This window comes from Streptomyces sp. NRRL S-1022 (assembly GCF_000720135.1).
Classification (GTDB): domain Bacteria; phylum Actinomycetota; class Actinomycetes; order Streptomycetales; family Streptomycetaceae; genus Streptomyces.
Window position 1 is genome coordinate 331,267 of sequence record NZ_JOIU01000001.1, and the last position, 21,796, is coordinate 353,062.

The following is a 21,796-nucleotide window of genomic DNA, read 5'->3' on the forward strand; positions in this document are numbered from 1 at the left end:
CACCTTCCCGGATGCCGGTCACTGTGCGGATCCCGCGAAAGACAGGTTTCTCGGGCGATGCTTACGACTTTCGGCAGAGGGCGAGGCGAGCCGGCTGTCTTACCCTTCACTGCATGTCCTCCCCTCGACCTCGGCCGCCGGCCCTCCTGCGCGGTGCGGTCACACTGCTGTGGTCAGCCCTGCTCCTTCTCGCGGTGGCCGCCGCAGGACTCGACTTGCGGTGGGGAACCTTCCACCAGCCGGTCACCGGTCTACTGCTGGGGCTGTCGGCGATGACGACGGCAGTCGTCCTGCTCGCACTGCCCTTCATCACGTTGTGTGGCGCCGGTCCCTGGAGCACGGCCTGTGCGGGCCTCTGCGCCGCGGTGGCGTCGCTGGCCTTCACCACGGCGGTGCACCTGCGCGCGGACCACGGCGCGTCCTCGGCGTACGGCGCCTTCGAGCCTGTCGCGCTGCTGATCGTGCTGGCGTTCACGGCCCGGCGCGGGGCAGCCGCCCCCGCGGCGGTGGGGACGGTGGCGTTGATCGCCGCCGTCGTTTCGCGCCCCCTCGCGGTGGAGGTCCGCGAGGGCAGCGTCATCGTCGCTTTCATCCTGACGCTGATCGCCGTGGCTGTCGCGGGCGCCGCCGTGACCGCCCGACTCGTCGCGGCCGACCGGCGGCAACGGGAGTACCGCATCCGCCTCGAACAACGCATGCGACTGGCCAGGGACCTCCACGATTACGTCGCCCATCACGTGACGGGCATGGTGGTCCAGGCCCAGGGCGCCGGGGCCATCGCCGACAAGCGGCCCGACCTCGTGCCGGCCGCTCTGCGGCGCATCGAGGACACCGGCGCGGAAGCGATCGTGTCCCTGCGCCGCATGGTCGGCGCGCTCAGGGCAGACGATCCGGGTGCCCCGGTCACCCCGCCCGGCGGCATGACCGCCGTACGCGCACTGGTAGCGGGCTTCGGCCTCGTCGGTGTGTCCGTGCGACTTGTCGAGGACGGACCCACTGAGCAGCTTCCGATGGACGTGGCAGCCATCGTCCACCGCGTGGTGATGGAAGCCCTGACCAACATCCGCAAGCACGCTCCCGCCTGCCGCACGGTGGCCGTGCGGGTGCAGGCCGAACAGCGGCACGTCACCGTCTCGGTCGACAACGACGGAGCGGCCGGGCCCACGGCCCCGCCCGGCTACGGCCTCACGGGCCTGAAGGAGAGGGTGACCAGTGCGGGGGGCAGCCTGCGAACCGGTGCCGGGGGCGACGGCACCTGGCAGGTCCACGCACGCCTGCCACTGTCCCTCCCGTTTCATCGGGCGGACGCCGCGTGATCCGGACCATGATCGTGGACGACCAGGCCATTGTCCGCACGGGCATGGCCATGATCCTGTCCGTGGAGGATGACATCACCGTCGTCGCCGAGGCCGAGGACGGCGTGCAGGCCGTCGCCCTGGCCGCACGCCACCGTCCCGACGTCGTCCTCATGGACATCCGCATGCCCCGCCTCGACGGGCTCGACGCCCTGCGGGCCCTGGCCCGGCCCGGTGCGCTTGACGTGCCGAGGGTCGTCATGGTGACGACGTTTGATGACGACGAGTACGTCACCCGCGCCCTCCAGTCCGGCGCCTGCGGCTTCGTCCTCAAGGACGCCGGCCCCCGTCTCCTGGTCGAGGCGGTACGTGCGGCGGCGGTCGGTGACTCGCTCATCAGCCCCGCCATCACCGTCCGTCTGCTGGAACGGATGATGCGGACGCCCCCTCCGCAAGGCGCGGAAACATATCTCTCGCCGCGCGAGTTCGATGTGGTCCGCCTGGTGGCCCAGGGGCTGACCAATGCCGAGATCGCCGAGGCCCTTAACATCACCGTAGGTACTGTGAAGACGCACCTGACCAACATCCAGGCCAAGCTTTCGGCTCGCAACCGTGTGGAGGTCGCCGTGTGGGCGTGGCGGAACGGCTACGCCCACCATGAGACGTGAAGGCGTCGGCGCGGCGACCGTGTGCCTTCCCGGACCAGCGAATCACCGTGCCACGGGATTGGATCACGTGCCCGCACCGCTGCGAGGACACTTCGGCGGTGCCCAGACCCTCGAGCAGGTCCGGTGGTCCTGAAATGTGTACGTGACAACCGACTCCGGAAGCCGGGCGAACCGCCTGCGGATCGCGGAACAAGACATTCGTGGGACGGTCCGAGGAAGTGGGCTGAACCATTCCGGGACTGGTGGAGACTCCGAATTGCGCACTGTGACCTGGGGTTTCTTATCGGTCAGGTGGTAGTTGGCTTCGAATACTGCGGGTGGGACGTGGCCGGTCCCACCGTGCGGGCGGTGGACGGCAGCCCGCCGCAGCCATTACCGACGACGCTCCGGCGGCGGACCGACCGTAGACCAGGCCACCCCTACAGTCGGGGTCATGCCGATGCCCACGAGGGCGTACGGGAGCCCGGGGGGCACCTGATATCGCGTGCGTGCGTTCTGGGGGCCCCAGCGGGGGCCGGATCCGGCAGAGCTGGGTCCGTTCAGCGTGCTGGTCGAGCGTGCGCCCGCTCACGGCCTTTCCTGCTCGTGGTGTCGCTGACCGGCGGAAACCGCAACGTCGCGGGACCTCGCCGGGTCTCAGCCTGGCCGTGGGCCGCGGAGGCAGGGCCCGGACCGGTGATCGCCGCGCGACGGACGCGGACTGCTCGGGCGCTCGCCCACCGGCGCAGCGCTGCCAGGGGCTCTTCGGCACCCCGCCGGCCGAGTACGAGGAAGTGATCGACGCCTTGAACGCTGTGCCTCGTCTGGACCGCCAGCAGGTGCGGCTGTTGCCGGCGAACGCAGCTGTACCGCTTGAGTACGAGCGCAATGGGCTCGAGAATGTGCGCGGTGCAAGACAGGCACGGGCCGAGCGGCAACGCGCCTACGAGGCCGCACGGCACGACCTGATAGCCGCCGCCCGGCACGTGCTGAACATGAACGAACCGGAAGGCGGCCAAGCGCATTCCCGGCCCGGTCTGACGAGTTGGTGCGTGATAGCGGGTGAGGCGTCGTGCCTGGCCGGTGGCATGATCCGTCTGTGGCGATCATGGTCAATCGAACGGTGCTGACACAGCGGCTGCTCACGGGGATCTCTCGGCTTCATCTCGGCTGCCTGGTCGAGGAGTTGGCCGTGTCGTGGCAGGCCGGGGTCGAGGGTCGTCGCCATGCTGCACGAGGTGGAGCCAGGAAGTGGGCCGCGGGAGCCGGCGCCCGCCACCAGCTGGTCTTCGTCGACCGGCTGGTGGCCGCACTGATCCACCTGCGGCACGACCCTGCCGCACTCCGTGCTGGGGCTGCTGTTCGGCGTCGACCGCTCCACCATCACCCGTGCGATCGCAGAGATACGTCCGCTCCTGGCCGAGCGGGGGTGCGCGGTCCCCGACCGCCCCGGCCTGCGGTTACGGACACTGGCGGACGTGTTCGCCTACGCCCGGGCCGAGGGCATCGAGCTGTGGTTGGACGCCACCAGGATGCAGGTCCGCCGGCCCCCGGCCGGCTGCGGCGGCCGCCGCGCGTTCGTCTCGGGCAAGAAGAAGCAGAACACCATGAGGGCCACCGTCATCGCTGACTGGCGTGGTCGCACGTTATGGACCGACGCCCTGCGGCCTGGCCGTATGCGCGCAAGACTCTGGCCGCCGTACTCGACCGTCTTGCCGGAGAGGGTGCGGAGGAGCTGCGTGAAGGCGGGCCACACCCCGGCTTCCATCACGGCGTGTTCGCGGCCGGACGTTCTTGCTCGGCCCGCCGTTCCTGTGCTTGCAGCAGGGCCTCTTGCAGACACCGTTCGGCGGCAGCGGCATGCGCGGCAGCAGTCCGGCGGGCCTGCCCGGCGGCCCTGGCACGCGCGGCGGCAACGGCATCCGCCTGGCAGCCGACCGTGGGCGGCCGCCAGTTCCGCGTACGCGGGGACCCTCCACCACATCGTGCCGCCCGGCCCAGTATGGGGGTGCACACGCCCCTGGAGGATCCACCGCACCGCACCGCACCGCATCGCCGAGCGGGCAGGTGATGTGGGTCCAGCCCGCCTTCGCTGTCAGCGTGCGCGGGGCCCAGGTGTAGCGCGCCAGGCCGTGCCGCACCCTCCAGCCGGCCCTGACGGCCGCTTCACCACCCGCCTGTGACCGGGGACGCCATCGCCCGGAGCGGTGCGGCGCGAGCGTGACCGGGGTGCCCCCGGCGGCCGTTGGAATTGTGTGACGAAAACCGATGAACGCGCCGAGGACACCTGCCCGCTTGTCTGTCAGTGCCGTCTGCCGCTGTCCACGCGCACCGTCAACCACCTCGCTGGTCTGCTGCGCCGCCACCTCAAGGCAATACGGTCCCGGTGGCGGATCATGCCGCCCGGCCGGATCGCGGTGATAGTCCTGGCGGTGCTGCGGCACGATCAGTGCCTGGCCGAGATGGCCGGCGGAAACAACGTGTCCGAATCCACCGTCCGCCGCTGGCGTGACGAGGTGGTTGCCCTGCTCGCAGCCCGGGCACCGCGCCTGGACCGGGCCCTGAGGAAAGTCGCCAAGAGAGGCGGGGAGGTGGTCCTGATCGACGGCACACTCATACCCACCCAGCGCCGCACCGGCATGGCCAACCGGCGGAACTCGCCGTCTTCCGTGCCGTTCTGGCCGGGCACGCGGGTGCCCCCGCAGTGCTCTTCGTCCATGGGCCCGGGGGGGGGATCGGCAAGTCGACGCTGCTGCGCCGTTTCGCGGCCGAGGCAAACGCGGCCGGCCGGCCGGCCGGCGGGCGCGGCTTCGGCTCGGCGGCCGGGACGGCGGGGGAGGTGTTAGCGAGCGCGAGGGCGCGGCAGGCTCGCTTCGTGCTGGTGGTCGGTCGGGGATGAGGCGGGGGACGTTTCTCACGAGCCGCTGCCCTCGGTCCGGCCTGCGGCGATCGCTCAGCCAGCCGCTTGGCTGCCGTCTCTCTCCGGCGGTGGGCCCAAGGTAGGCATGCCGAGGTCGGTCGGTGCTGGTGCCGTGCGGCAGGCAGATGTCCGGCGTCGGTGAAGTACGACGAGGACTCCGAGCCCGGCTGCCACGGCCAGGACCGCTAGGGCGGGTCTCCATAGCGCGCCGATCGCGGAGGTGACGCCGATTCCGCCGAGGACGGCCAGGAGTGGCCCCGCGCAGCACACCGCGCAGGCGGCGATCGCGGCCGCGCCGGCGCCGAGCGTGCCCCAGGGCCGGGACGGACGGACAGAGGAGGCGGTCATGCGGGTGCTCCGAAGAGGTCGTCCAGTATGCCGGCGGCGGACTCGGGGGCCCGCACGTCCAGCTGGAGAGCGGTCGGGGTCAGGTGCAGGGTGAAGTCGAAGAACGCGCAGCAGCTCTGTTCCGCCGCAGCCAGCTTCGCGAGGTCACCGGCCAGCTCAGCGTCTGCGGGGAAGGACAGTCGAAGGCCGTCGGTGATCTCCTCGTGGCTCGTGGCCTTGGCGACCAGCTGCTGCCACTGTGCTGTGCGCTCGCCCAGCTCGGCGCCGCCCAGGGCGCAGGCCACCGGGACCTCCCGCCACGGCTCGGTGTCCATTGAGAAGGGTGTCGGCGACAGCTCGATGGGCACAGGCTCGGCCGCCAGCGCCGGGCTGGTCGTGGTGCAGCCGCAGTCCGGCCCGCACGCCCCCGTCGGAGCCGGGCCGGACAGGTCGGCATGGACGCGAGCCAGGTGGGCGGAGAACGCGCGCAGCTCGGCGATCCGGCCGTCGGTCTGCGCGATTCGCCCCCAGATCAGCGGCAGCATCCGTGCCCGGACCGAAGCGCACACCCCTGCCTCGCGGACGTCCAGGAGCTCGCGGATCTCGTCGAGGGCAAGGCCCAGGAGCTTGGCCGATGAGATGAAGGCCAGGCGCTCCACCGCGTCCTCGCCGTACACCCGGTACCCGGAAGGCGTGCGGTCGGCGGGCAGCAGACCGGAGTCCTCGTAGAAGCGCAGCGTCGTGGCCGGAACGCCGGAGCGCTGGGCCAGCTGCGAGATGCGGTAGCTCGTCACACAAGCGACCGTAAACCTTCGACCCGACTCGAAGGTCAAGTCGGAGCAGCCGAAGAGCCTCCGCTCGCGAATGGACCTCCTCAGCACACCTGGCGTGCCCCTCTGCAAGGCCAACTAGCGTGCTCAAGCGCCAACTATCGCGCTCAGTCTCAACACCCTTGCCCAGAGCACAGCGAGACATCGCCGGCGACGATGGCAAACGGCTGTCCTGCTCCATCTACGTCTGGGCGCAGGTCACCAAGGGCGAGCAGCGATGCGCCCCTTGTCCACCTGGAGCCCGGAGCGATCCAGGGCGGCACTACCTCACACGCGGATGCAGTACAGGCTACGCAGCCCTCAAGCGACGGCCGCAGCAACTTTGCCCTGCGCAGGGTCAGATCGGCCTCGAACTCGTAGGCAAGGCCCTTGTCTGCGGTCAGCAGCAGGCCGGGCCGGTCGGTGACCGCGTCCGGATCGCGGTCCGGTATAGCGGTGAGCACCTCGCGCTCGTCCAGCTTCGAGGTTCGCCAGGGCCCACAGGATCGGCATGCCCGTCGGGGTGCACACCAGGTACAGACGCAGCCCCCGGAAGAACCGTGAGTGGCTGGCGCAGTACCCGTATCCCGCCCAACCGGCCAGGTCCGACCGCTTCACTGTGGGCCGCGAGCGTCCGCATTCAACCGGGGTGGAGTCGATGATCCAGTGGTTGTCGAACAGGAAGTCGGTGTCCGTTGCGAGGAGCCGTATGGCCCGCTTGGCCGGCGGAAGCGCGGCTCGCAGCCGCTTGTTCCAGCCCGGCTGCTTCGGGACGTAACGGAACAGCCCTCCCAGGCGGGAGCGGACGAACCGTAGCCACCTGGACTCCGAGGCGAAGCCCAGTATTGCCTGGGCGACGGCCAGGCGGACCAGCTCGGAGTCCGTCAACCGCGGAGGTCGGCCCGGCCATCGGGTGTCTCCGATCTCGTCGTCGCTTCACGGAGTGCGGTGAGCAGGGTGTCCAGAGCGCTTGTCACAGAACGATCTTGGATGCCTTGTTCACGTCTCCGGACGCACCCCATGTGACTGAAGTCGGCGGGGTTGAGCGCCTCAGCTGGCGATGCCTGCAGGCGACGACCGGCTGGAAGGCCGCGTGACGCGTCCCACTTCCGTCAGGGTTTGACCTGGAGCGCACTCCAGGTTTTACGGTCTTCTCATGGCCGATGGAAACGCTGCCCGCCGGCGGGAACCCACCCTCACGATCGCCCAGGTCGCCGAGCGGACCGGGCTCTCGCCCGACACCCTGCGCTACTACGAACGCGCCGGGCTGATTGAACCGGTGGGCCGTACCACCGGCAACCAACGTCGCTACGCGGCCGCCGATCTGGCCTGGCTGGATTTTCTGCTGCGGCTGCGCGAGACCGGCATGTCCATCAGCGACATGCAGCAGTACGCCCGACTGCGGGCCGCCGGCGACGCCACGATCGCCGACCGGCTGGCCATGCTCCGCGAGCACCAGGCCGACCTCAACGAGCGCATCCGCAGCCTGCGCCGCAACGCTGCCGCACTGGACAACAAGATCAAGTACTACGAGACGCTGCTCGACCAGCAGACAGAAACGGAACAACCATGAGCGCCAACCCCGCTACTGAGACCCGCCAGGACCGCTTCGACCGCGGCATGGAGATCCTCACCCGCGTCGACGGCGAAGCCGGGCAGCGCGTCGTCGACGCCCTCGCCGACATCAGCCCCGAGCTCAGCCACCAGGTAGTCGCCTGGGCCTTCGGCGAGATCTACGACCGGCCCGGCCTGTCGCCGCGCGACCGGCAACTGGTCACCCTCGGCATGCTTACCGCCCTCGGCGGCTGCGAGCCGCAGCTGGAAGTGCACATCAATGCCGCCCTCAACGTCGGCCTCACCCCCGAAGAGATCGTCGAAGCCCTGCTGCACGCCGCCGTCTATTGCGGCATGCCCAAGGCCCTCAATGCCACCTTTGTCGCCAAGAAGGTCCTCGGCGAACGCGACCTCCTCCCGGTCAAGACGCAGTAACCAGCTCAACCGCATGCGGCCAGGTCGAGGGTCCCGGCCGCATGCCCCCACGCCGCACGTGATGGCTCACGTCAGTATTCGGAATGACTCGTCCAGGTGCGGGGCGGGGTCAGAGGGTGGGGACGGTGCCGCCGTCGATGGTGTGCTCGGCGCCCGTGATGGCGGCGGCGCGGTCGGAGACGAGGAAGGCGACCAGCTCGGCCACCTCCTCGGGGCGTGCCGGACGGCCGAGGGGAATGCCACCGAGCGAGGCCAGCACCTGGTCCCAGGCCGCAGCCCGGTCGATGCCCTGTGCGTCGGCGATGCGGGCGACGAGGGCCGTGGTGCCCTCCGTCGCGATCACGCCCGGGGAGACGACGTTGACCCGTACTCTGCCAGCCCTGCCAGGTGGTGATCGGCCCCTGCGGTTCGGCCTCGTGGGCGTGCGGCCAGGGGGCTTCGGCGGCGGTGCGGGCAGGCTGGCCTGCCGGGCTGGGGGAGTGGCTGGCGGTGGTGGTGTGTGGGTGGGGGTCACCAGTTGAGGGCTGGCTTCCTGGCGGGGTCGTAGAGGCCGAGTCCGGTGTAGGGGACGGGGGCGTCGGTAACGCTCGGAGGGGGGTTTGTTGGTGTGCTGAGTGTTTGTTGGCCTGGGGTGTTGTGGGTTCGCTGAGAAGTGGAGTGGGCGGTTGGGTGGGGGTGGGCGGGGGTTTGAGCTGGGGTTATGTGTTCTGCGTGGAGTGTGGCGGGGTGGGTTGTAGGTAGTTCTGGCATGTAATGGCTGGTTTGGTGTTTTTGCTGGTCAGTTTCGCCTGGTGGGTGGGGCGTTAGCGGCTTCGGGTGGGGCGGTGATGGGTTTCGGCGAGGTGGTCGAGGCGTACGGCGTCGAGGGCGATTTTGGTGATGCGTTCGGTGCCGTCGTGGATGGCGGTGATGGCGGCTTGGCGGATGAGTCTGGTGAGGGATCCGATACGGCCGGCGGTGCGTTGGTGGAGGTAGGGGGTGTGCCGGGGGAGGGTTCCGGGTTTGTGCTGGTGGAGGTCGAGGGCGTTTTCGATGTCGGTGATGACCTCGCGGAAGGGTTCGCTGGTGCCGTGTCGGGCGGGGAGGGGGCCGCAGTCGACGAGGGTGGCGCGTCCGGCGAGCTGGGCGCCGCGGGTGCCGCTGAAGAGGGGGGGGTGTCGGTGACGTTGATGCCGGCGTAGACGAACGTGGCCGGGAGGCTTGCCGCCAGAGAGAAGCGGCTGGCGCCATGGTCTGGGAGGTATGCCGCACGACCAGGAGGCCGTCTTCCTCCGGTTACGCAGATGCCGGCAGCCTCGCGTCGAGGAGCTGCTCCGCCAGTTGGATCATGTGGTCGCCCGGGGTTTCGGTCGCCATCGCGGCTGCGAGGACTTGGGCACCATCGAGGATCACCAGGAGCTTGCCGGCGGTGTCGTCAGGGTTCGCGTCGCCTGCTTCGCGGAGCTGTTTACTCAGCCAGGTCTGCACCTCTGTCTTATGGGCAACGGCCGCGGCGTGGGCGGGATGGTCCTCGTCGGGGAACTCGCTGGTGACGTTCAGGGTGGCGCAGCCGCGGTAGCCGGGCGTCGCCATGTCCTGCCGGGTGAGGGCGAACAGGGCTTCTATGCGGGCGCGGGGGCCGGGTGCTGCTGCCGTTGCTTCGCGCAGGCGCCGCCACCAGTCCTCGTTACGGGTGACGAGGTAGGCGGTGACCAACTCGTCCTTGGTGGCGAACTGGCGGTAGAGCGTCGCGTTGGCGACGCCTGCCGTGCCGATCACCAGGTCCATTCCGACGGCGCGTACGCCACGGGAGTAGAACAGGTCGCCGGCCACGTCCAGGATGTGCCGTCGCGTCTCCTCGGCAGATCGTCGCACCTGGAGCCTCCTGTTCGTCCGGTTGGGGAAAAGGAACCGATCCATTATGAGACGGATCGTTCTCTCCATCAAGCGGTTGACAAGAGAGAACGTTCCGTCTCATTCTGAGAGAGAACGATCCGTCTCAGTAGATGGATCTCAGGGCGCCACCGGTTGACGGGCGCCGCACTTACCCAAGGGATCTCACTCATGCACATCGACCTCACCGGCCGTACCGCCCTGGTCACCGGTTCCACGCTGGGCATCGGCCTGGCCACCGCGGAAGCCTTCGCCCGAGCGGGGGCCCGCACCGTCCTCAACGGACGCGACGAGGCCCGGCTCAAGTCGGCTGCCGACGGCATCCGCGCCCGGGTGCCCGGCGCAGACCTCGTCACCGTCGCCGCCGACGTATCCACCGCCGAGGGCGCACGAGCGCTGCTGGAGGCGGTGCCCGAGGTCGACGTCCTGGTCAACAACACCGGGATCTTCGCCTCCACCCCGGTCCTGGAGATCCAGGACGAGGAATGGCGTCGTTTCTTCGAGGTCAACGTCCTCAGCGGCGTCCGGCTCGCGCGCCAGTACATGCCCGGGATGATGGAGCGCGGGTTCGGCCGCATCGTGTTCGTCTCGAGCGAGACGGCCATCGACACACCACTCGACATGGTCCATTACGGCATGACCAAGACCGCCCTGCTGGCGGTGGCCAGCGGTCTGGCCAAGGCCGCCGCCGGCACCGGCGTCACCGTCAACTCCGTGCTGCCGGGCCCCACCCATACGGAAGGCATCGAGGAGTACATCACCGCCCTCATCCCCGAGGCCGAGACGTTCGACGCCGCGCAGCGCGAGTTCATCGCACGGTTCCGGCCGACATCACTGATCCAGCGGCTCATCCGGCCGTCCGAGGTGGCCGATCTGATCGTGTTCACCAGTTCCGACCGTGCGTCGGCGACCACCGGCGCGGCGCTGAAGGTCGAAGGAGGCACCCTCACCTCCCTCACGCCGTGACGCAGGCTACGCCGCCGCATCCGGTCATGAGTCCGCCCCATCGGGCTGCCGCGTCAGTGAGCCGCTCGCGTACGACGGTGAGCGCCGGATTGGCCGGCGCTCCGCGGCGCACCGCGAGGTAGACGGTGTTGAGCGGAGGCGCCACCGGGCGGTGGAGCAGGGCGATACGGCCCTCGGACAGCGCGGGCTCGGCCAGGTAGCGCGGCAGGGCGGAAATCCCGGCGCCCGCTTCGAGGGCCGCCAGGACCGCACGCAGGTCGGGCGCGACGAGGGCGGCCGGATTGGCGGGACGGCGGCCGAACTCCTGCGCCAGTAGCGGCGCAGGATGGGCAACTCTTCCCCGTAGGCGACCAGCGGCAGTGCGGCCAGGGCGACGACCTGTCCTCCCCGCCGGCGCGGGGGTGTTCCGCCGGCTCGGCCCGCCCGCAAGACCACGGCTAACGAGGTTGTGAGCGAATCGGGCATTGGGTGACGCGGCTAGGTCGAGGTCGTTTGTCGGTGCCGGGATAGGAGTTTGCGGTAAGGGCCAGCGGCGACGTGCCGAGCTTGGTGGCTACTCTCGTCTGACCACCGATCTTGACTGCAGGGGAGCAGACTGTGCGTACCACCACCGTGACGGCCGACGGTGACCAGATCCGCTGGGTGGAGTTGCCGGGACAGGAGCCGTCCCGCGTCTACATACACGGTCTGCGACGTCGCCTGCCTACTTCGCCGAGGTCGCGGTCCACCCTCTGCTGGCTGGCCACCGTTCGCTGCTGATCGACTTGCTCGGGCACGGCATCAGTGACCGACCGTCGAGCTTCGACTACACCCTGGAATCGCACGCCGACGCCCTCGCTGCAGCCCTTGATTCTGCAGGCGTCACCGGCGCCGAGCTGATCGCGCACAGCATGGGCGGCTCCGTGGCCATCGTCCTGGCCGCCCGTCACCCCCACCTGGTCTCCCGCCTGGTCCTGATCGACGCCAACCTCGACCCGATCCCGCGCGCGCCCGGCTCCAGTGGCAGCAGCGGCATCGCCGCGTACTCCGAGCAGGAGTTCCTGACAGGCGGCTGGGAAGAGGTCCGCGACCGGGTCGGGCCCCACTGGTGGTCCACCATGCGCCTCGCCGGCCGGGTAGCCCTCCACCGCAGCGCTACCCACCTCATCCGCGGGACCGTTCCCACCATGCGCGAACTGCTGGTGGACCTGAAGATTCCCCGCGCCTACCTGCTGCCCGAGGCCGACGGGCCGCTCCCGGGCACCGACGCACTCACCCGAGCCGGGGTGTCCGTCGTCCCGATCCCGGACTGTGGCCACAACATCATGCTGGACAACCCCCAAGCCTTCGTACGCGCCACCGCAGCGGCGCTCGCAGACCATTCCCAGCCGTAGCCGGCATGCATGCCGGCAACATAGGGGCGTGACGTGGAGGAGGCCGCACGGGTTCCTCGTGTGTGACGACGAAGGAATGGGCCCGTGCGGCCTTGTCCGTCCTGCCTTCACGGCCATCTCCCGTGCACATCTCGGCGGTTTGATCGAGGAGTTGGCCGGTCCGTGGGCCGCACGGTGCGAGTCCGCGCTGCACAAGCGGCGCTGCGGTGGCCGCAGGCAGCGGCCGGGTGCCGGACCGAAGCACGACCTGGTCTTTACCGACCGGGTGCTGGTCGCCCTGGTCCACCTGCGGCATCAACTCCCGCACGCCGCTCTCGCGGAGCTCTACGGCCTGGAGCGGTCCACCATCACCCGAGCGATCGGCGAGATCCGCCCTGTCCTGGCCGAGCGGGGCTTCGCCGTCCCCGACCGGCCCGGCCTGCGGCTGCACACCCTGGCGGACGTGTTTGCCTACGCGGCCGCGGAGAATGTGAAACTGCGGATCGACGGCACCGAGACCCAGGTCCGCCGCCCCAAAGCACACCGGCGCGGCCGCAGGTGGTGCAGCGGCAGCGGCAGCGCCACGGCGTCATGGCCGTGGTGTAGGGCTCCAGGGGCTCGAGGCCGGCCTCGCGCATGGAGGCGGCGGCGCGCTCGGGTCTTCCCGCCGTGCGGCGGCGGCGCGGAGGTCGGCGCAGCGTCTGCATCCGCTTTGGCCGGCGAGGATAGATCCGAAGGTCGGCGAGGTGATGGTGCCGCAGCCGTGGCACAGGCACCGCCAGGGGTACTTGACCCCGTGGCGCTGTGCCGCACCGGTCGCCCGGTCCGAACAGGGCTTGCAGGACGGACGCCGGCTCCGGCCGGTCAGGGAGCCCAGGCGCGGGGAGACGATGGCCCCGCACTTGGTGCAGCGGCTCTTCCACGGGAACGCGGTGCCGGCGTACGGCTCCAGCGGCTCCAGGCCGGCCGCCCGCATCACGCCGGCCGCGGCTTCGGGGTCGATCCGGGCCCGCCCGGAGCAGTACACGCAGCCGCCCTGCCCGGTGGTGACATTGCCTAGGCGGGGAGTGACCTCCCGCCCGCACACCGTATGGCGGCACCGCCACGGGGCGGCAATGCCGGGGTAGGGCTCCAGCGGCTCCAGGCCGGCCGCCCGCATGATGTCTTCCGGCTCGCGGGGGTCCTTCCGTGGTCTGCCGGTGCGCGCCATGGGTCCAACTCCCCGCTCTTGAAGGGTGAGCGGGGTCGTGCCTCGCTGTGCGGCGCAGCATAGAGGCGGCCACTGACATCGCCCCGGGCCGCCGCCTTGCCGCCGAGACGACCGCGCTGTTCAACCGTCAGGCTGAACTGAACGGCACCGAGGTGATGCAGTGCGAAGACCACGGCTGCCGACGTCACGAGGCCCAGGAGGTTGCGATGCCAGCCGCGCTCCTATGCGGTCCGCCCGGTGGGTCAGCGGTCCGGGTTGATGCCGTTCGAGACGGACTTCACGCGGGCGATCTGCACCTTGGCCGCGTACTCGACGTTGTCCGGTGAGGCGCCGTCCGCGTCGAGGTAGGCGACGACCGCGCCGACGCGCATGACGACGTCGATGCTGTCCCCGTCCTGCATGGCGTCGGTCGCGTCGGCGTCAGTTTTCAGGGTCACCGGCTTCGCCGGGGCGCCTTCCTCCGCCCACTTTTTGCGCCGCTGGTCCGCGAGGTTCTTCATGGCCTTGCCAGCCTCCTCGGCGGTGGGGAAGGTGAAGAGGGTGAATTCCACGCGGGTGCTGTCGGAGTTGCCGCGCGCCTCCATGTCCCGGTGTCCGGCGGCCTGGATCCCGGGGCACGGCGAGGCGGTCTCCTTCTCGCAGTACGTGGCCGCTTCGCCTCCCTGGATCACGAAGGGCTCGCCGCCAACCATGACGTCGCCGACGCTGCCGTCGGACGGGAGTGCTGAGTACAGACCCGTTGCATCCACCCAAACCGGGGGAAAGTTCGGCGTCACGCCCTGGCCATCGGAGGGTGCCGATGACCCTCCGCCTCCCTTGGCCGGCGACTGTGCCGTCGCCCCTTCCGTGGCCGGGCTTCCCTTCGCCGCGCCGTCCGCCGGGGCGTTCCCGTCCTTGCACCCGGTCAGGGCAAGCGCCATCATCGCCGCGACGGCGGCCCCCCGTATTACAGCCTTCACCCGGACTCCTCCGATGCTCTGATCACGCCCGGAGATGACCGGTCCATGATCGAACTCACTGACGCGCATACCCAACCCCATCAGCCGTCGACCGGCCAAATTGGATGCAGCTTCACGCTGTCGTGGAACCGCGCAGGTCATGTGGGGGTAACGGCGGACCGGGTCGACGCGAGAGGCGCCTGGCGGGTTCGGCGCGGTGTGAGGACCGCGGTGAGGAGCACCGTGGCCGGCCACAGCACGATGCCGGCAGCGATGAGGGTCAGGGGCGGAAAGCCGGCGTGGTGGGCGGCGAACAGCACGGTGGTGATCTGCAGGGCGCCGGCAGTCGTCGCGAGGTCCCGTGCCAGGCCGCGCGGTGGAGCGTGTGTTCGACCAAATGGCGCAGAGCGCTGGCGCAGGCGACCAGGGGGGCCGCCGAGGATGCTGATGGCCAGGGCAGTCGCCCACAGGGAGACTTCGGTGACGAGGATAGTGAGCGCTGGGCCGCCGGTCAGGAGCAGCAGGGTCATCAGCGCGGCCGTGGTGATCTTCAGCTGTCCAGCGTGCGGTGGCTGGGGCGGGTCAAGAAGGTAGAGGGCGGCGAGCAGCAGGCCGGCGAGAGTGCCGAGGGCGGTCGTCCCGGCCGCTGGCAGGGTGGTGACCAGCGAGAGGATGCCGGTGATGGCGGCCGCGGTCAGGCCGGCCACTGACACCGCGGTGCGGCGGGCACTCGCCTCGCAGCGGTGGCCGACGGCGCTGGTGGCGGTCGGTTCACCGACGAACGGTGGAAGGCCATCGAGGCCGCCGGGTGGGGCGCCCCACGCGACACCCACCCGCACCTGTGCGACGACTGCAAGCAGCAAGCCATCACCGCCGAACGCCAAGCCGAGCAGGCCTGGCCCGAGCACCAGGTGCACGACCAGGCCGTGCCCGAGCAGAAGGCCGGCGGCACCTGGCTCTCCCGCTTCCGCAGGTGACCCGGCCGGACCGGGCTGTCAGTGGCAACTGCCAGGCTGAACGGAAAGCGCTACTTCCTGGTCGTAGCCATCTGGCAGGGTGTGGCGTGTGACAAGCGAAGGCGATACGAGCAGGGACGGCGAGGCGTGGGCGATGGATATTCTCGTCCAGCTGCGCCAAGGCAGACAGGAGGCACATGCGCGTCGTGACGCGCTTGCGGCAGCGGTCGACGAAATAGCCGACGGTTTCACGCAACTGGGCCTCAAGCCTTGGAAATCGGAGCGTAAGAGCCCGGCGCGAGAGGACATGAAGGTCCCGGACGTCATGCTCGGTGACCGCGCCGAACCAGCTGCAACGGTTCTCCGGTATGAATCAGCGGTCAACATCCTCAGCGCCGCCGATCAGCTTCGGGGTTTCGCCGTCCTGCTTCGTGCAGAGAAATCGCTGATGGGCGCGGTCTCGGTCGCGCGTGGTGTCTTCGAGGCGTGCCTGTGGGCCACAGCGGTAATCGACCCGACTATCAGCACTGACGAACGCCTGCAACGTGCCCTCACGCGTCGCCTCGCACGACTCTCGGCAGGTATCCGTCTCAGGAAAATGCTCGGCGGCGATACCGATGCCGACCAGCTCGTTGAGAACGACGGCGACCTGGATGACGCGCACGGGACCAACCGCGATCCTGCGAAGGACATCAGCGACATCTTGGCTTACGCCAAGGACCGGGGCTGGCCTGTGAAGAGGGGCCGTCGCACCCCCGAGATCACACCCCTTTCGATTGACTGGCTCAGCGAGAACCTTGAGCGCCGTATCGGTATCGAGGGGTACGCCTGGACGAGCGGCTCGTCGATGGCTCACGGCGAGCATGCTGCCGACACGGCGGTGTGGGTTGAACTGTCCCAGGACATCGGCACAGCTCCGGCATGGCTGATCCAGTTGTGGTCGAACGGTGCTTGGGCGGGACCGCGTCTCTTCCTTGCAACGCACGCCGCCTACACAGGGAAGGGCAGCCTGCGCCGCGAGTATCAGCGGTTCGAAGAGTTGTTCTTGAGCGAGACCGGCAAGAGCTGAGGCCCTAGAAATCCATACAGCATGCCCTCATGCGCTACGCCCTGCACCGAGTGCAAGGCAGCGTTCACGTACGAGTGGTGGCAGGCGGTGGAGTGCACTGGCTGGGACGCCTCACTCCGAAGGCCCGTCCGACCCTGTGCGGGGACTGCGACCAGCGACATGGGACCGACTGGGAGGAAGCCTGGCCGAACGCGACGCGCCAGGAGCAAGAGTCGGCCGTGCCGGAGCAGAAGGCCACCGGCTGGCTCTCGCGCCTGCGCCGCTGAGCTGGGCACGCCTCCCGACCAGCCGCGCTTCTCCTTGTGGCATGGACCAGCCCGGCGAATTGGATGGCTACGACGGAGAAGGCACGTCATGCTGGAAGCGATCGATGCGAGGGGGAAGCGTGAGCCGCGGGCAGACGGAAACTCTTGACGAGAAGCACCAGCGCTTGCTGGAAGCTTTCGTGTTGAGGGCCCGCAGGGTGGAGGAGCATTCGCTGGCCGCCGACTGGGACGCCCTTGTCGAGCTGACCCGCATGAGCATCAACGTCCGTGTCGACCGCGGTGAGGTCCGGATCTCGTACGAGCTCCCGCCCGAGGAAGTGGTCGAATCTGCGGCAGCGCGTATCAGGCCAATACTGCTGGAGCAGGAGGACTGTTTCCACATGAAGGCGCTCTCGGCTCTGGGCTACACCTGTCGAGCAGCGCCGCAAGATGCGGCGTGGATACGGGCCGCACGCGCTGAGTGGCGGACACGGGTGAGCCCCTCCACGCGCGACGAATCCGGCTATTGGGTCATGGTCGCTGACACGTCCACGGGCGAAGAGCGTGACCTCGATGCGCATGGGCTGGCCATGGCCTGGATCTACGGAGACGTGGTGCATCACGACCCAGAGCGACGCAAGGAAGGCGATACCTTCGGACTGCGCGACCGGTTTCGCGCCGCTGTGCCCCTGGTGGCCTGGGCGATGGTCGGCACGATCGAACTGCGGGCCGACGAGGACGCGTTCGTGCAGCGGCGTGTCCAGACCAGCCGTTAACCGGCCGTGCCACAGGGCGTGGAACACGCAGGGAAGGACTTCGATCGGGTCGCCGACCGTTTCGGTGCCCTCGATTCGCGGCCGTGGCCGCGTGAACGCCTCGACGACCGCTGCCGCCAGACTGGGGCGGCCGGCGTTGCGGGGGTGGCGGTAGCCGGCCAGCCATTTCAGGTTGGCGGCCAGCACGTCGTCGAGCGGTGCCAGGCGCTGGTAGGTCCAGCCGATGTGCGCGCACGCCTGCGCGACCGCCTCGGCGGCGCCCCGGGCGCGTTCCCCGCCCGCGTCGGGGTGGCTGGGGCAGTCGGCGAGCAGTGCGGTGCCGTCGGCACGGCGGGCGAAGAGCTGCGGCACCCAGGAACGGACCTGCCCGCGTGGATCACGCCACAGCAGCCGTACCGGCCGTCCCGCCAGGCCCGTCACGTCCGCGTCGCGGTCCAGGACCATCAGATGGGCGCGCATCGCGTTCGATCCCGCGGCCACGTGCCTGCCGGTGCTCGCCGACCACCACAGGCCCGGTCCCCAGCGCCGCCCCGGGATTACCGGGAACGCCGATACCGGCGGCAGGTCCTCGAACGCCACGGTCATGGCGGCATCCGCCCACCGCTGCTGCACAGGGCGCCCCACCGGGTCGAGGAACACCGCCTCGAACCCGCCGCCCTGGTCCACGCCCGCCCGCCCTGCCCGGCTCCGGGGCCGGGCTGCTCCTGTGCTGGTCACCCGCGCCAGCCAAGCCGCTCCCGCCGGTGCACACCGCTGTTTTCAGTGTTTCTGCCACGAACGAGTGCCGTATCGGCTAACAGCCGACTCGGCCCTCACCTCATCGCGCTCAGCCGCCGTTGTCCCGGCCGTCCGCGGTCAGCATCTCCCGGAGTACCTCGACGGGCATGTCCACCCACCGGGCCACCTCCTGAAGGGGCACCCCGCCGTTCACCGCCGCCAGAGCGGTCCGCTTCCAGGCGTTCTCGATCAGGCCGGCACTGTGACCGAGGCCGCGCAGCAGCCGCCGGGCGACATCGGCGGTCGGACCGCTGTGCACCCCGCGCAGCTGCAGCAGCTGCTCCTGGACGCTGTCGAGCGTGCTGGTGATCAGCATCCGCTGCTCGGCGGGCACCGCAGCCCGCCACATCGTTCCCGAGCCGGGTGCCTTCTTCTCCTTGCCCAGGACCCGCAGCTGGCCGGCCATGGTCGCGGCCTGGTGTTCCTGCCGCAGCCACCACGGGTCGTTGCCGTACCCGGGCGGCCCGCCGGCGCCGCGGCGAAGACGGATGACGCTGCCCATCCACGCCAAAAGCGGCCCGCCGTGGTCCGCCGCGGCCAGCGGCCCCAGCCATGGCCAGTCCAGCCGGACCCACCCCGCCGCTCCGAAGCGGTCCAGACTCATGGCGGCAAATGATCGGTCCTCCTGATACGAGAGCACCATCACGGAGTCGCCGACGGCCTCCAGGAGAGCCGCGATCGCCCCCCCGCTGTATCCCGTACATCTCGCTGGCGCCCACGCTGCTCCTACCGTTCCCTCTGCACCTGAACGGCACCGAGTACCGTTCAACCCCGCCCCCCGCCCCCGGCCGTCTTTCGCGGATCCTCATCAGCTCCGGGGCGGACCGGTCTCAGAGCTCCCACCAGAGGTCGATGTTCGGGTGGACTCTCTCGCGCAGACAGCTTGAGTGCGAGTAGGCCCGCTGCCGTACATCACCGCCTCGCACCGGGTCGACAGCACCAAGCCTGACCTGCGTCGCTGCACTGTCCTGGTCGATCGACGATCTGGAAGCAGAAGCAACAGGTGGGGTTCAGGTTCAAGATGCCCTCTCACGTGGCCGGGACAACGGCGCCGACCACGCCGTCCAGCAGACGGGCACCCGCGGCCAAGAGATAGCCGAGCTGGGCCGCCATATCTTCGTCGCCGACGTCAAAGGCCGACGGCTCTTCGAACTCGGCGTCTGCATTGAGATCGGCTACGCCGCCGCCCGCGGCGTCGTCCTACTGACCGACTTCCAGGACTACTCCGCCACCTCAGACGGCTCCCGCACCTACTGCGGCACCGCGCGGTCCTTCTGGGGGACACCGCTGCTCTCGGGAGCGGGGTAGAGCACGGCGAGCTGTTCCAGCAGGCGCTCGTACGCCTCCCGCTCCGGCGGCCGCGGCTCGGTCCTGCCGGACTCCCATGCGCCGACGGTCGCTCGCCGCACCTTCAGTGAGGCGGCCACCTCCTCCAGGGTGAGTGCGTGAGCCTGGCGCACCCGCCTGCGCTCCGCTGGCGGCGGCAGTGGGGACCGGGACGCGACCAGCGCGTCAACAGCATCAAACAACTCAGACAGGGCACACCTCCACCCTCACCTTAACCATGAAGCGAACATATCGCGTACACATCACGTGCATAGAGCGGGCTAATAGCGTACGGGGTGATAGATTCCGCGAAGGCCTACCGACCGTCCGCTTCCTGTGATGCCGTCGCTCCGAGCGGCCCGACCAGCCGGGCGCCTGGGAGACCTTCCAGGCCTCCCTCGCCCTGATACCTGACGGACCCCGCATGACCTCAGACGTTGCACAGCGCCGGCCGTCCCCGCGCCAGGCCAACGCCGTCTGCGCTGCGCCGCCGGAGAGGGTGCGTGAGCTGCGGCGGTTATGGCTTGCGAGGTTGACGATGTCGAAGTTGTCGGCGAACCCAGCCGTCCGCCGGACAGTTGCTGCAGCAGCTCGCTGCCGTGTGCGAGCAGCGCGCGGGTCCGAAGGTCGGTGAGGTGACCGGGAACTTTTCCGTCCGTCAGGTGTGCGGCCACGGTCTGCCATGCGGCTTTCTGGCGCTGTCCGGCGTCGATCGCGGCCATGAGGCGGTCCTTGTGCGGGATCTGGGACAGGGCGTCCTGTTCTTCCTGGAGCGCGCGGGCGGCCTCGCTGCGGAGCGTGCCAGCCTGGCTGGTCAGGCCGTCCAGGAGTTCGGGGTCCAGGGGATCCGGCGGCGATGCTGGGGTAGGTGGAGGCCAGTGCGTCAGCGTGTACGGCAAGCTGTGCAACCAGGTCTGCCACGGCCGCCCGTGCGACGGTTTCATGCTCGTCAAGGGATGCCAGTAGCCGCGTGGTGACCGTTTCCAGGGCGGCTGCGTACTCCGGCGTGGCTGTTGCATCACCGGTGCTGTGAGGGCGGGGAGTGCCGGGCGCTGTCCTTCCTCGAGCAGTTCGGCTGCGCTGCGCGCGCTGTCTGCCCACCGGTGCAGTCCGGCCTCCAGTCGGTGCAGGGGTTCGGTGACCTCATAGCGTCTGCGCTCGGCAAGTTGCTCCCGCTCGGCCAGGAGCGATTGCAGCAGCGTGCGCAGTTCCCTGTGCCGTTCGGCCAGTTCCTCGTGGCGGTCCTGTTTCTGCCGGACGGCCTGGGCGGCCTCCAGATCATGTGCCGTCGGGAGGGCGGGCTGCTGGGGAAGATGCGCGCGGATCGGCCCGGGCAGAGCGGACAGGCTTGCCAGGACATTGCACCGCTCTTCCGACAGACGGTGCTGGGCCTGCTGTGCTTGCGTGCGGCTCCGGTCCGCCGCGCGGGTGTCCGCCGCCAGCGAGGCACGCTCGGCGGCCAGGGAGGTCTCTGCCTGCGTCAGCTCGGTTCGGCCGGCGGCGACTGTCTCCTGCTGTTGCGTGACCCGGTCACGGGGCTCGCTGAGCAGCGTGACCAACGCCTTCTCCCGGTGGTCCGCCGGTGTGGCGGGGTCGGCGAGGACGAAGAAGGCGGCCGCGGCGGCGTCCTCCACCTCCTCCACGGCTGGGTCAGTGGCTGAGCAACCTGTGCCGCCGCTCCAGCCTGAGCGGCGTGAGCGGTGAGCAGCGCTGGACGAGCTCAGTGTGCGATCTACAGCGCCTCGACTGTCTCCTGGCCGCCACAGCGGCCTGATGGGTGCGCTGCAGGCGCTGCCTGCGGATGCTGCTTGCAGAATTGGCCGGATCCGTCATCGGACAGCTGGATCAAATATTGTCCCACCATCCTGCCCTGAGCGAACGGGTGCGAGGCCTCGCCTTAACCGACTGCCCAGGTGAGACACAGCTTCGCCATCCTCACGCGGTGAGGAATGCCAGCAGGTTCGGCCCGCCCCATGCCTCTCCGGGAAATGCGCCTGCAGCCGCGACTGCAGGTCCCACACTGTCCTGAACTGCTCTCTATTCGAAGCAAGTTGAAGTCTCAGGGATGATCGGTTGTCAGTGCCGGCCGTCAGCATGTCAGTGATTGCGGGGGACACACGATCACTGGGAGGACCACATGCCATTTGTCCGGCCGTACGTGCGCTCCGATGGGACGCCAGTACGCGGACACTCCCGATGGGCGCCGGGCGCGCGCAGGGAGATGACCATCTTCGCTCTATTCGGCTTGGCCGTGTTCGGCTTTGGCCATACCTCGACGGCGAACGGAACGGACAGCGCACCGCGCCGGCCGGCTGTGACCTC

The 21,796-nt window shown here is 69.5% G+C and carries 16 protein-coding genes and 7 pseudogenes; 11 read left to right on the forward strand and 12 right to left on the reverse strand.

Annotated elements, in window-relative coordinates:
• The first annotated feature begins 113 nt into the window (after positions 1-113).
• The 4 genes and pseudogenes from IG05_RS0101640 to IG05_RS44480 form a co-directional block, all read left to right on the forward strand.
• Positions 114-1,316 carry a sensor histidine kinase gene (locus IG05_RS0101640; protein ID WP_030338503.1) on the forward strand — a complete coding sequence of 401 codons (1,203 nt, stop codon included), beginning with the start codon at positions 114-116 and terminating at the stop codon, positions 1,314-1,316.
• A gap of 8 nt (positions 1,317-1,324) precedes the next feature.
• On the forward strand, positions 1,325-1,963 hold the full coding sequence (locus IG05_RS0101645; protein WP_199808226.1) for a response regulator: 639 nt from the start codon (positions 1,325-1,327) through the stop codon (positions 1,961-1,963).
• Positions 1,964-2,736: 773 nt separating this feature from the next.
• Positions 2,737-3,072: a hypothetical protein gene (locus IG05_RS47595; RefSeq protein ID WP_158838732.1), complete on the forward strand. Its 336-nt coding sequence runs from the start codon at positions 2,737-2,739 to the stop codon at positions 3,070-3,072.
• Positions 3,051-3,621, forward strand: a pseudogene (locus IG05_RS44480) (transposase family protein); the annotation flags it as partial. The gene IG05_RS47595 and the pseudogene IG05_RS44480, both read left to right, overlap by 22 nt.
• A 1,585-nt stretch (positions 3,622-5,206) precedes the next feature.
• On the opposite strand, the gene IG05_RS0101670 reads toward IG05_RS44480, so the two are convergent.
• Positions 5,207-5,983 carry a heavy metal-responsive transcriptional regulator gene (locus tag IG05_RS0101670; protein ID WP_030338509.1) on the reverse strand — a complete coding sequence of 259 codons (777 nt, stop codon included), beginning with the start codon at positions 5,981-5,983 and terminating at the stop codon, positions 5,207-5,209.
• A gap of 335 nt (positions 5,984-6,318) precedes the next feature.
• Positions 6,319-6,975 (reverse strand): annotated as a pseudogene (locus IG05_RS48955) (IS982 family transposase); the annotation flags it as partial.
• A 179-nt stretch (positions 6,976-7,154) separates the two neighbouring features.
• Here IG05_RS48955 and IG05_RS0101680 point away from each other — a divergent pair.
• Together IG05_RS0101680 and IG05_RS0101685 are read left to right on the forward strand one after the other, a co-directional pair.
• Positions 7,155-7,571, forward strand: coding sequence for a MerR family transcriptional regulator (locus tag IG05_RS0101680; RefSeq protein WP_030338511.1), 417 nt, complete (start codon positions 7,155-7,157; stop codon positions 7,569-7,571).
• On the forward strand, positions 7,568-7,987 hold the full coding sequence (locus IG05_RS0101685) for a carboxymuconolactone decarboxylase family protein (protein WP_030338512.1): 420 nt from the start codon (positions 7,568-7,570) through the stop codon (positions 7,985-7,987). Before IG05_RS0101680 ends, IG05_RS0101685 begins: the two co-directional genes overlap by 4 nt.
• A 109-nt stretch (positions 7,988-8,096) precedes the next feature.
• Here IG05_RS0101685 and IG05_RS0101690 read toward each other — a convergent pair.
• The 3 genes and pseudogenes from IG05_RS0101690 to IG05_RS0101700 all read right to left on the reverse strand — a co-directional run.
• A pseudogene (locus IG05_RS0101690) lies at positions 8,097-8,357 on the reverse strand (SDR family oxidoreductase); the annotation flags it as partial.
• A 433-nt stretch (positions 8,358-8,790) separates the two neighbouring features.
• Positions 8,791-9,182, reverse strand: a pseudogene (locus IG05_RS48960) (ATP/GTP-binding protein); the annotation flags it as partial.
• 80 nt (positions 9,183-9,262) lie between these two features.
• The gene (locus IG05_RS0101700) at positions 9,263-9,841 is read right to left on the reverse strand and encodes a TetR/AcrR family transcriptional regulator (protein ID WP_037812689.1); all 579 of its coding nucleotides are present in this window, start codon (positions 9,839-9,841) and stop codon (positions 9,263-9,265) included.
• A gap of 189 nt (positions 9,842-10,030) precedes the next feature.
• Here IG05_RS0101700 and IG05_RS0101705 point away from each other — a divergent pair, with 189 nt between their 5' ends.
• Positions 10,031-10,825, forward strand: a complete 795-nt coding sequence (locus tag IG05_RS0101705) for an SDR family NAD(P)-dependent oxidoreductase (protein ID WP_030338516.1) — start codon at positions 10,031-10,033, stop codon at positions 10,823-10,825.
• Here the strand turns inward: IG05_RS0101705 and IG05_RS50200 are convergent.
• Entirely contained in the window at positions 10,815-11,333 is a 519-nt protein-coding gene (locus tag IG05_RS50200) for a LysR substrate-binding domain-containing protein (RefSeq protein WP_324604981.1), read from the reverse strand. The two genes, IG05_RS0101705 and IG05_RS50200, sit on opposite strands and share 11 nt — an antisense overlap.
• Before the next feature lie 89 nt (positions 11,334-11,422).
• On the opposite strand from IG05_RS50200, the pseudogene IG05_RS41805 reads away from it, so the two are divergent.
• Both IG05_RS41805 and IG05_RS48965 read left to right on the forward strand, forming a co-directional pair.
• Positions 11,423-12,198: pseudogene (locus IG05_RS41805) on the forward strand (alpha/beta fold hydrolase).
• A gap of 76 nt (positions 12,199-12,274) precedes the next feature.
• Positions 12,275-12,736: pseudogene (locus tag IG05_RS48965) on the forward strand (helix-turn-helix domain-containing protein); the annotation flags it as partial.
• 893 nt (positions 12,737-13,629) lie between these two features.
• Here the strand turns inward: IG05_RS48965 and IG05_RS47600 are convergent.
• Together IG05_RS47600 and IG05_RS0101730 are read right to left on the reverse strand one after the other, a co-directional pair.
• A complete protein-coding gene (locus IG05_RS47600; protein WP_158838736.1) occupies positions 13,630-14,415 on the reverse strand; it encodes a hypothetical protein in 786 nt (261 codons plus the stop codon).
• Between the two features lie 68 nt (positions 14,416-14,483).
• Positions 14,484-15,032, reverse strand: coding sequence for a hypothetical protein (locus IG05_RS0101730; protein ID WP_030338519.1), 549 nt, complete (start codon positions 15,030-15,032; stop codon positions 14,484-14,486).
• A gap of 36 nt (positions 15,033-15,068) precedes the next feature.
• Here IG05_RS0101730 and IG05_RS0101735 point away from each other — a divergent pair, with 36 nt between their 5' ends.
• Positions 15,069-15,302: a hypothetical protein gene (locus IG05_RS0101735; RefSeq protein ID WP_030338520.1), complete on the forward strand. Its 234-nt coding sequence runs from the start codon at positions 15,069-15,071 to the stop codon at positions 15,300-15,302.
• A gap of 88 nt (positions 15,303-15,390) precedes the next feature.
• Positions 15,391-16,350, forward strand: a complete 960-nt coding sequence (locus IG05_RS0101740) for a hypothetical protein (RefSeq protein WP_030338521.1) — start codon at positions 15,391-15,393, stop codon at positions 16,348-16,350.
• Positions 16,351-16,702: 352 nt separating this feature from the next.
• Here the strand turns inward: IG05_RS0101740 and IG05_RS50205 are convergent, their stop codons facing one another.
• The 4 genes and pseudogenes from IG05_RS50205 to IG05_RS47605 form a co-directional block, all read right to left on the reverse strand.
• Entirely contained in the window at positions 16,703-18,037 is a 1,335-nt protein-coding gene (locus IG05_RS50205) for a TnsA-like heteromeric transposase endonuclease subunit (RefSeq protein ID WP_324604980.1), read from the reverse strand.
• Positions 18,038-18,197: 160 nt separating this feature from the next.
• Positions 18,198-18,752 (reverse strand): hypothetical protein, encoded by a 555-nt coding sequence (locus IG05_RS0101750; protein ID WP_234335729.1) that lies wholly within the window; start codon positions 18,750-18,752, stop codon positions 18,198-18,200.
• Between the two features lie 652 nt (positions 18,753-19,404).
• Positions 19,405-19,686, reverse strand: a pseudogene (locus IG05_RS0101760) (helix-turn-helix domain-containing protein); the annotation flags it as partial.
• Between the two features lie 69 nt (positions 19,687-19,755).
• Positions 19,756-21,117, reverse strand: coding sequence for a hypothetical protein (locus IG05_RS47605; RefSeq protein ID WP_158838738.1), 1,362 nt, complete (start codon positions 21,115-21,117; stop codon positions 19,756-19,758).
• Positions 21,118-21,796 lie beyond the last annotated feature (679 nt).

What these genes read in the sequence shown, in the direction of transcription:
- IG05_RS0101750 (WP_234335729.1), bottom strand. Translation starts at nt 18,752, where the DNA reads ATGAGTCTGGACCGCTTCGGAGCGGCGGGGTGGGTCCGGCTGGACTGG.
- IG05_RS0101640 (WP_030338503.1), top strand. Translation starts at nt 114, where the DNA reads ATGTCCTCCCCTCGACCTCGGCCGCCGGCCCTCCTGCGCGGTGCGGTC.
- IG05_RS0101705 (WP_030338516.1), top strand. Translation starts at nt 10,031, where the DNA reads ATGCACATCGACCTCACCGGCCGTACCGCCCTGGTCACCGGTTCCACG.
- IG05_RS0101685 (WP_030338512.1), top strand. Translation starts at nt 7,568, where the DNA reads ATGAGCGCCAACCCCGCTACTGAGACCCGCCAGGACCGCTTCGACCGC.
- IG05_RS47600 (WP_158838736.1), bottom strand. Translation starts at nt 14,415, where the DNA reads ATGCGCGTCAGTGAGTTCGATCATGGACCGGTCATCTCCGGGCGTGAT.
- IG05_RS0101645 (WP_199808226.1), top strand. Translation starts at nt 1,325, where the DNA reads ATGATCGTGGACGACCAGGCCATTGTCCGCACGGGCATGGCCATGATC.
- IG05_RS0101680 (WP_030338511.1), top strand. Translation starts at nt 7,155, where the DNA reads ATGGCCGATGGAAACGCTGCCCGCCGGCGGGAACCCACCCTCACGATC.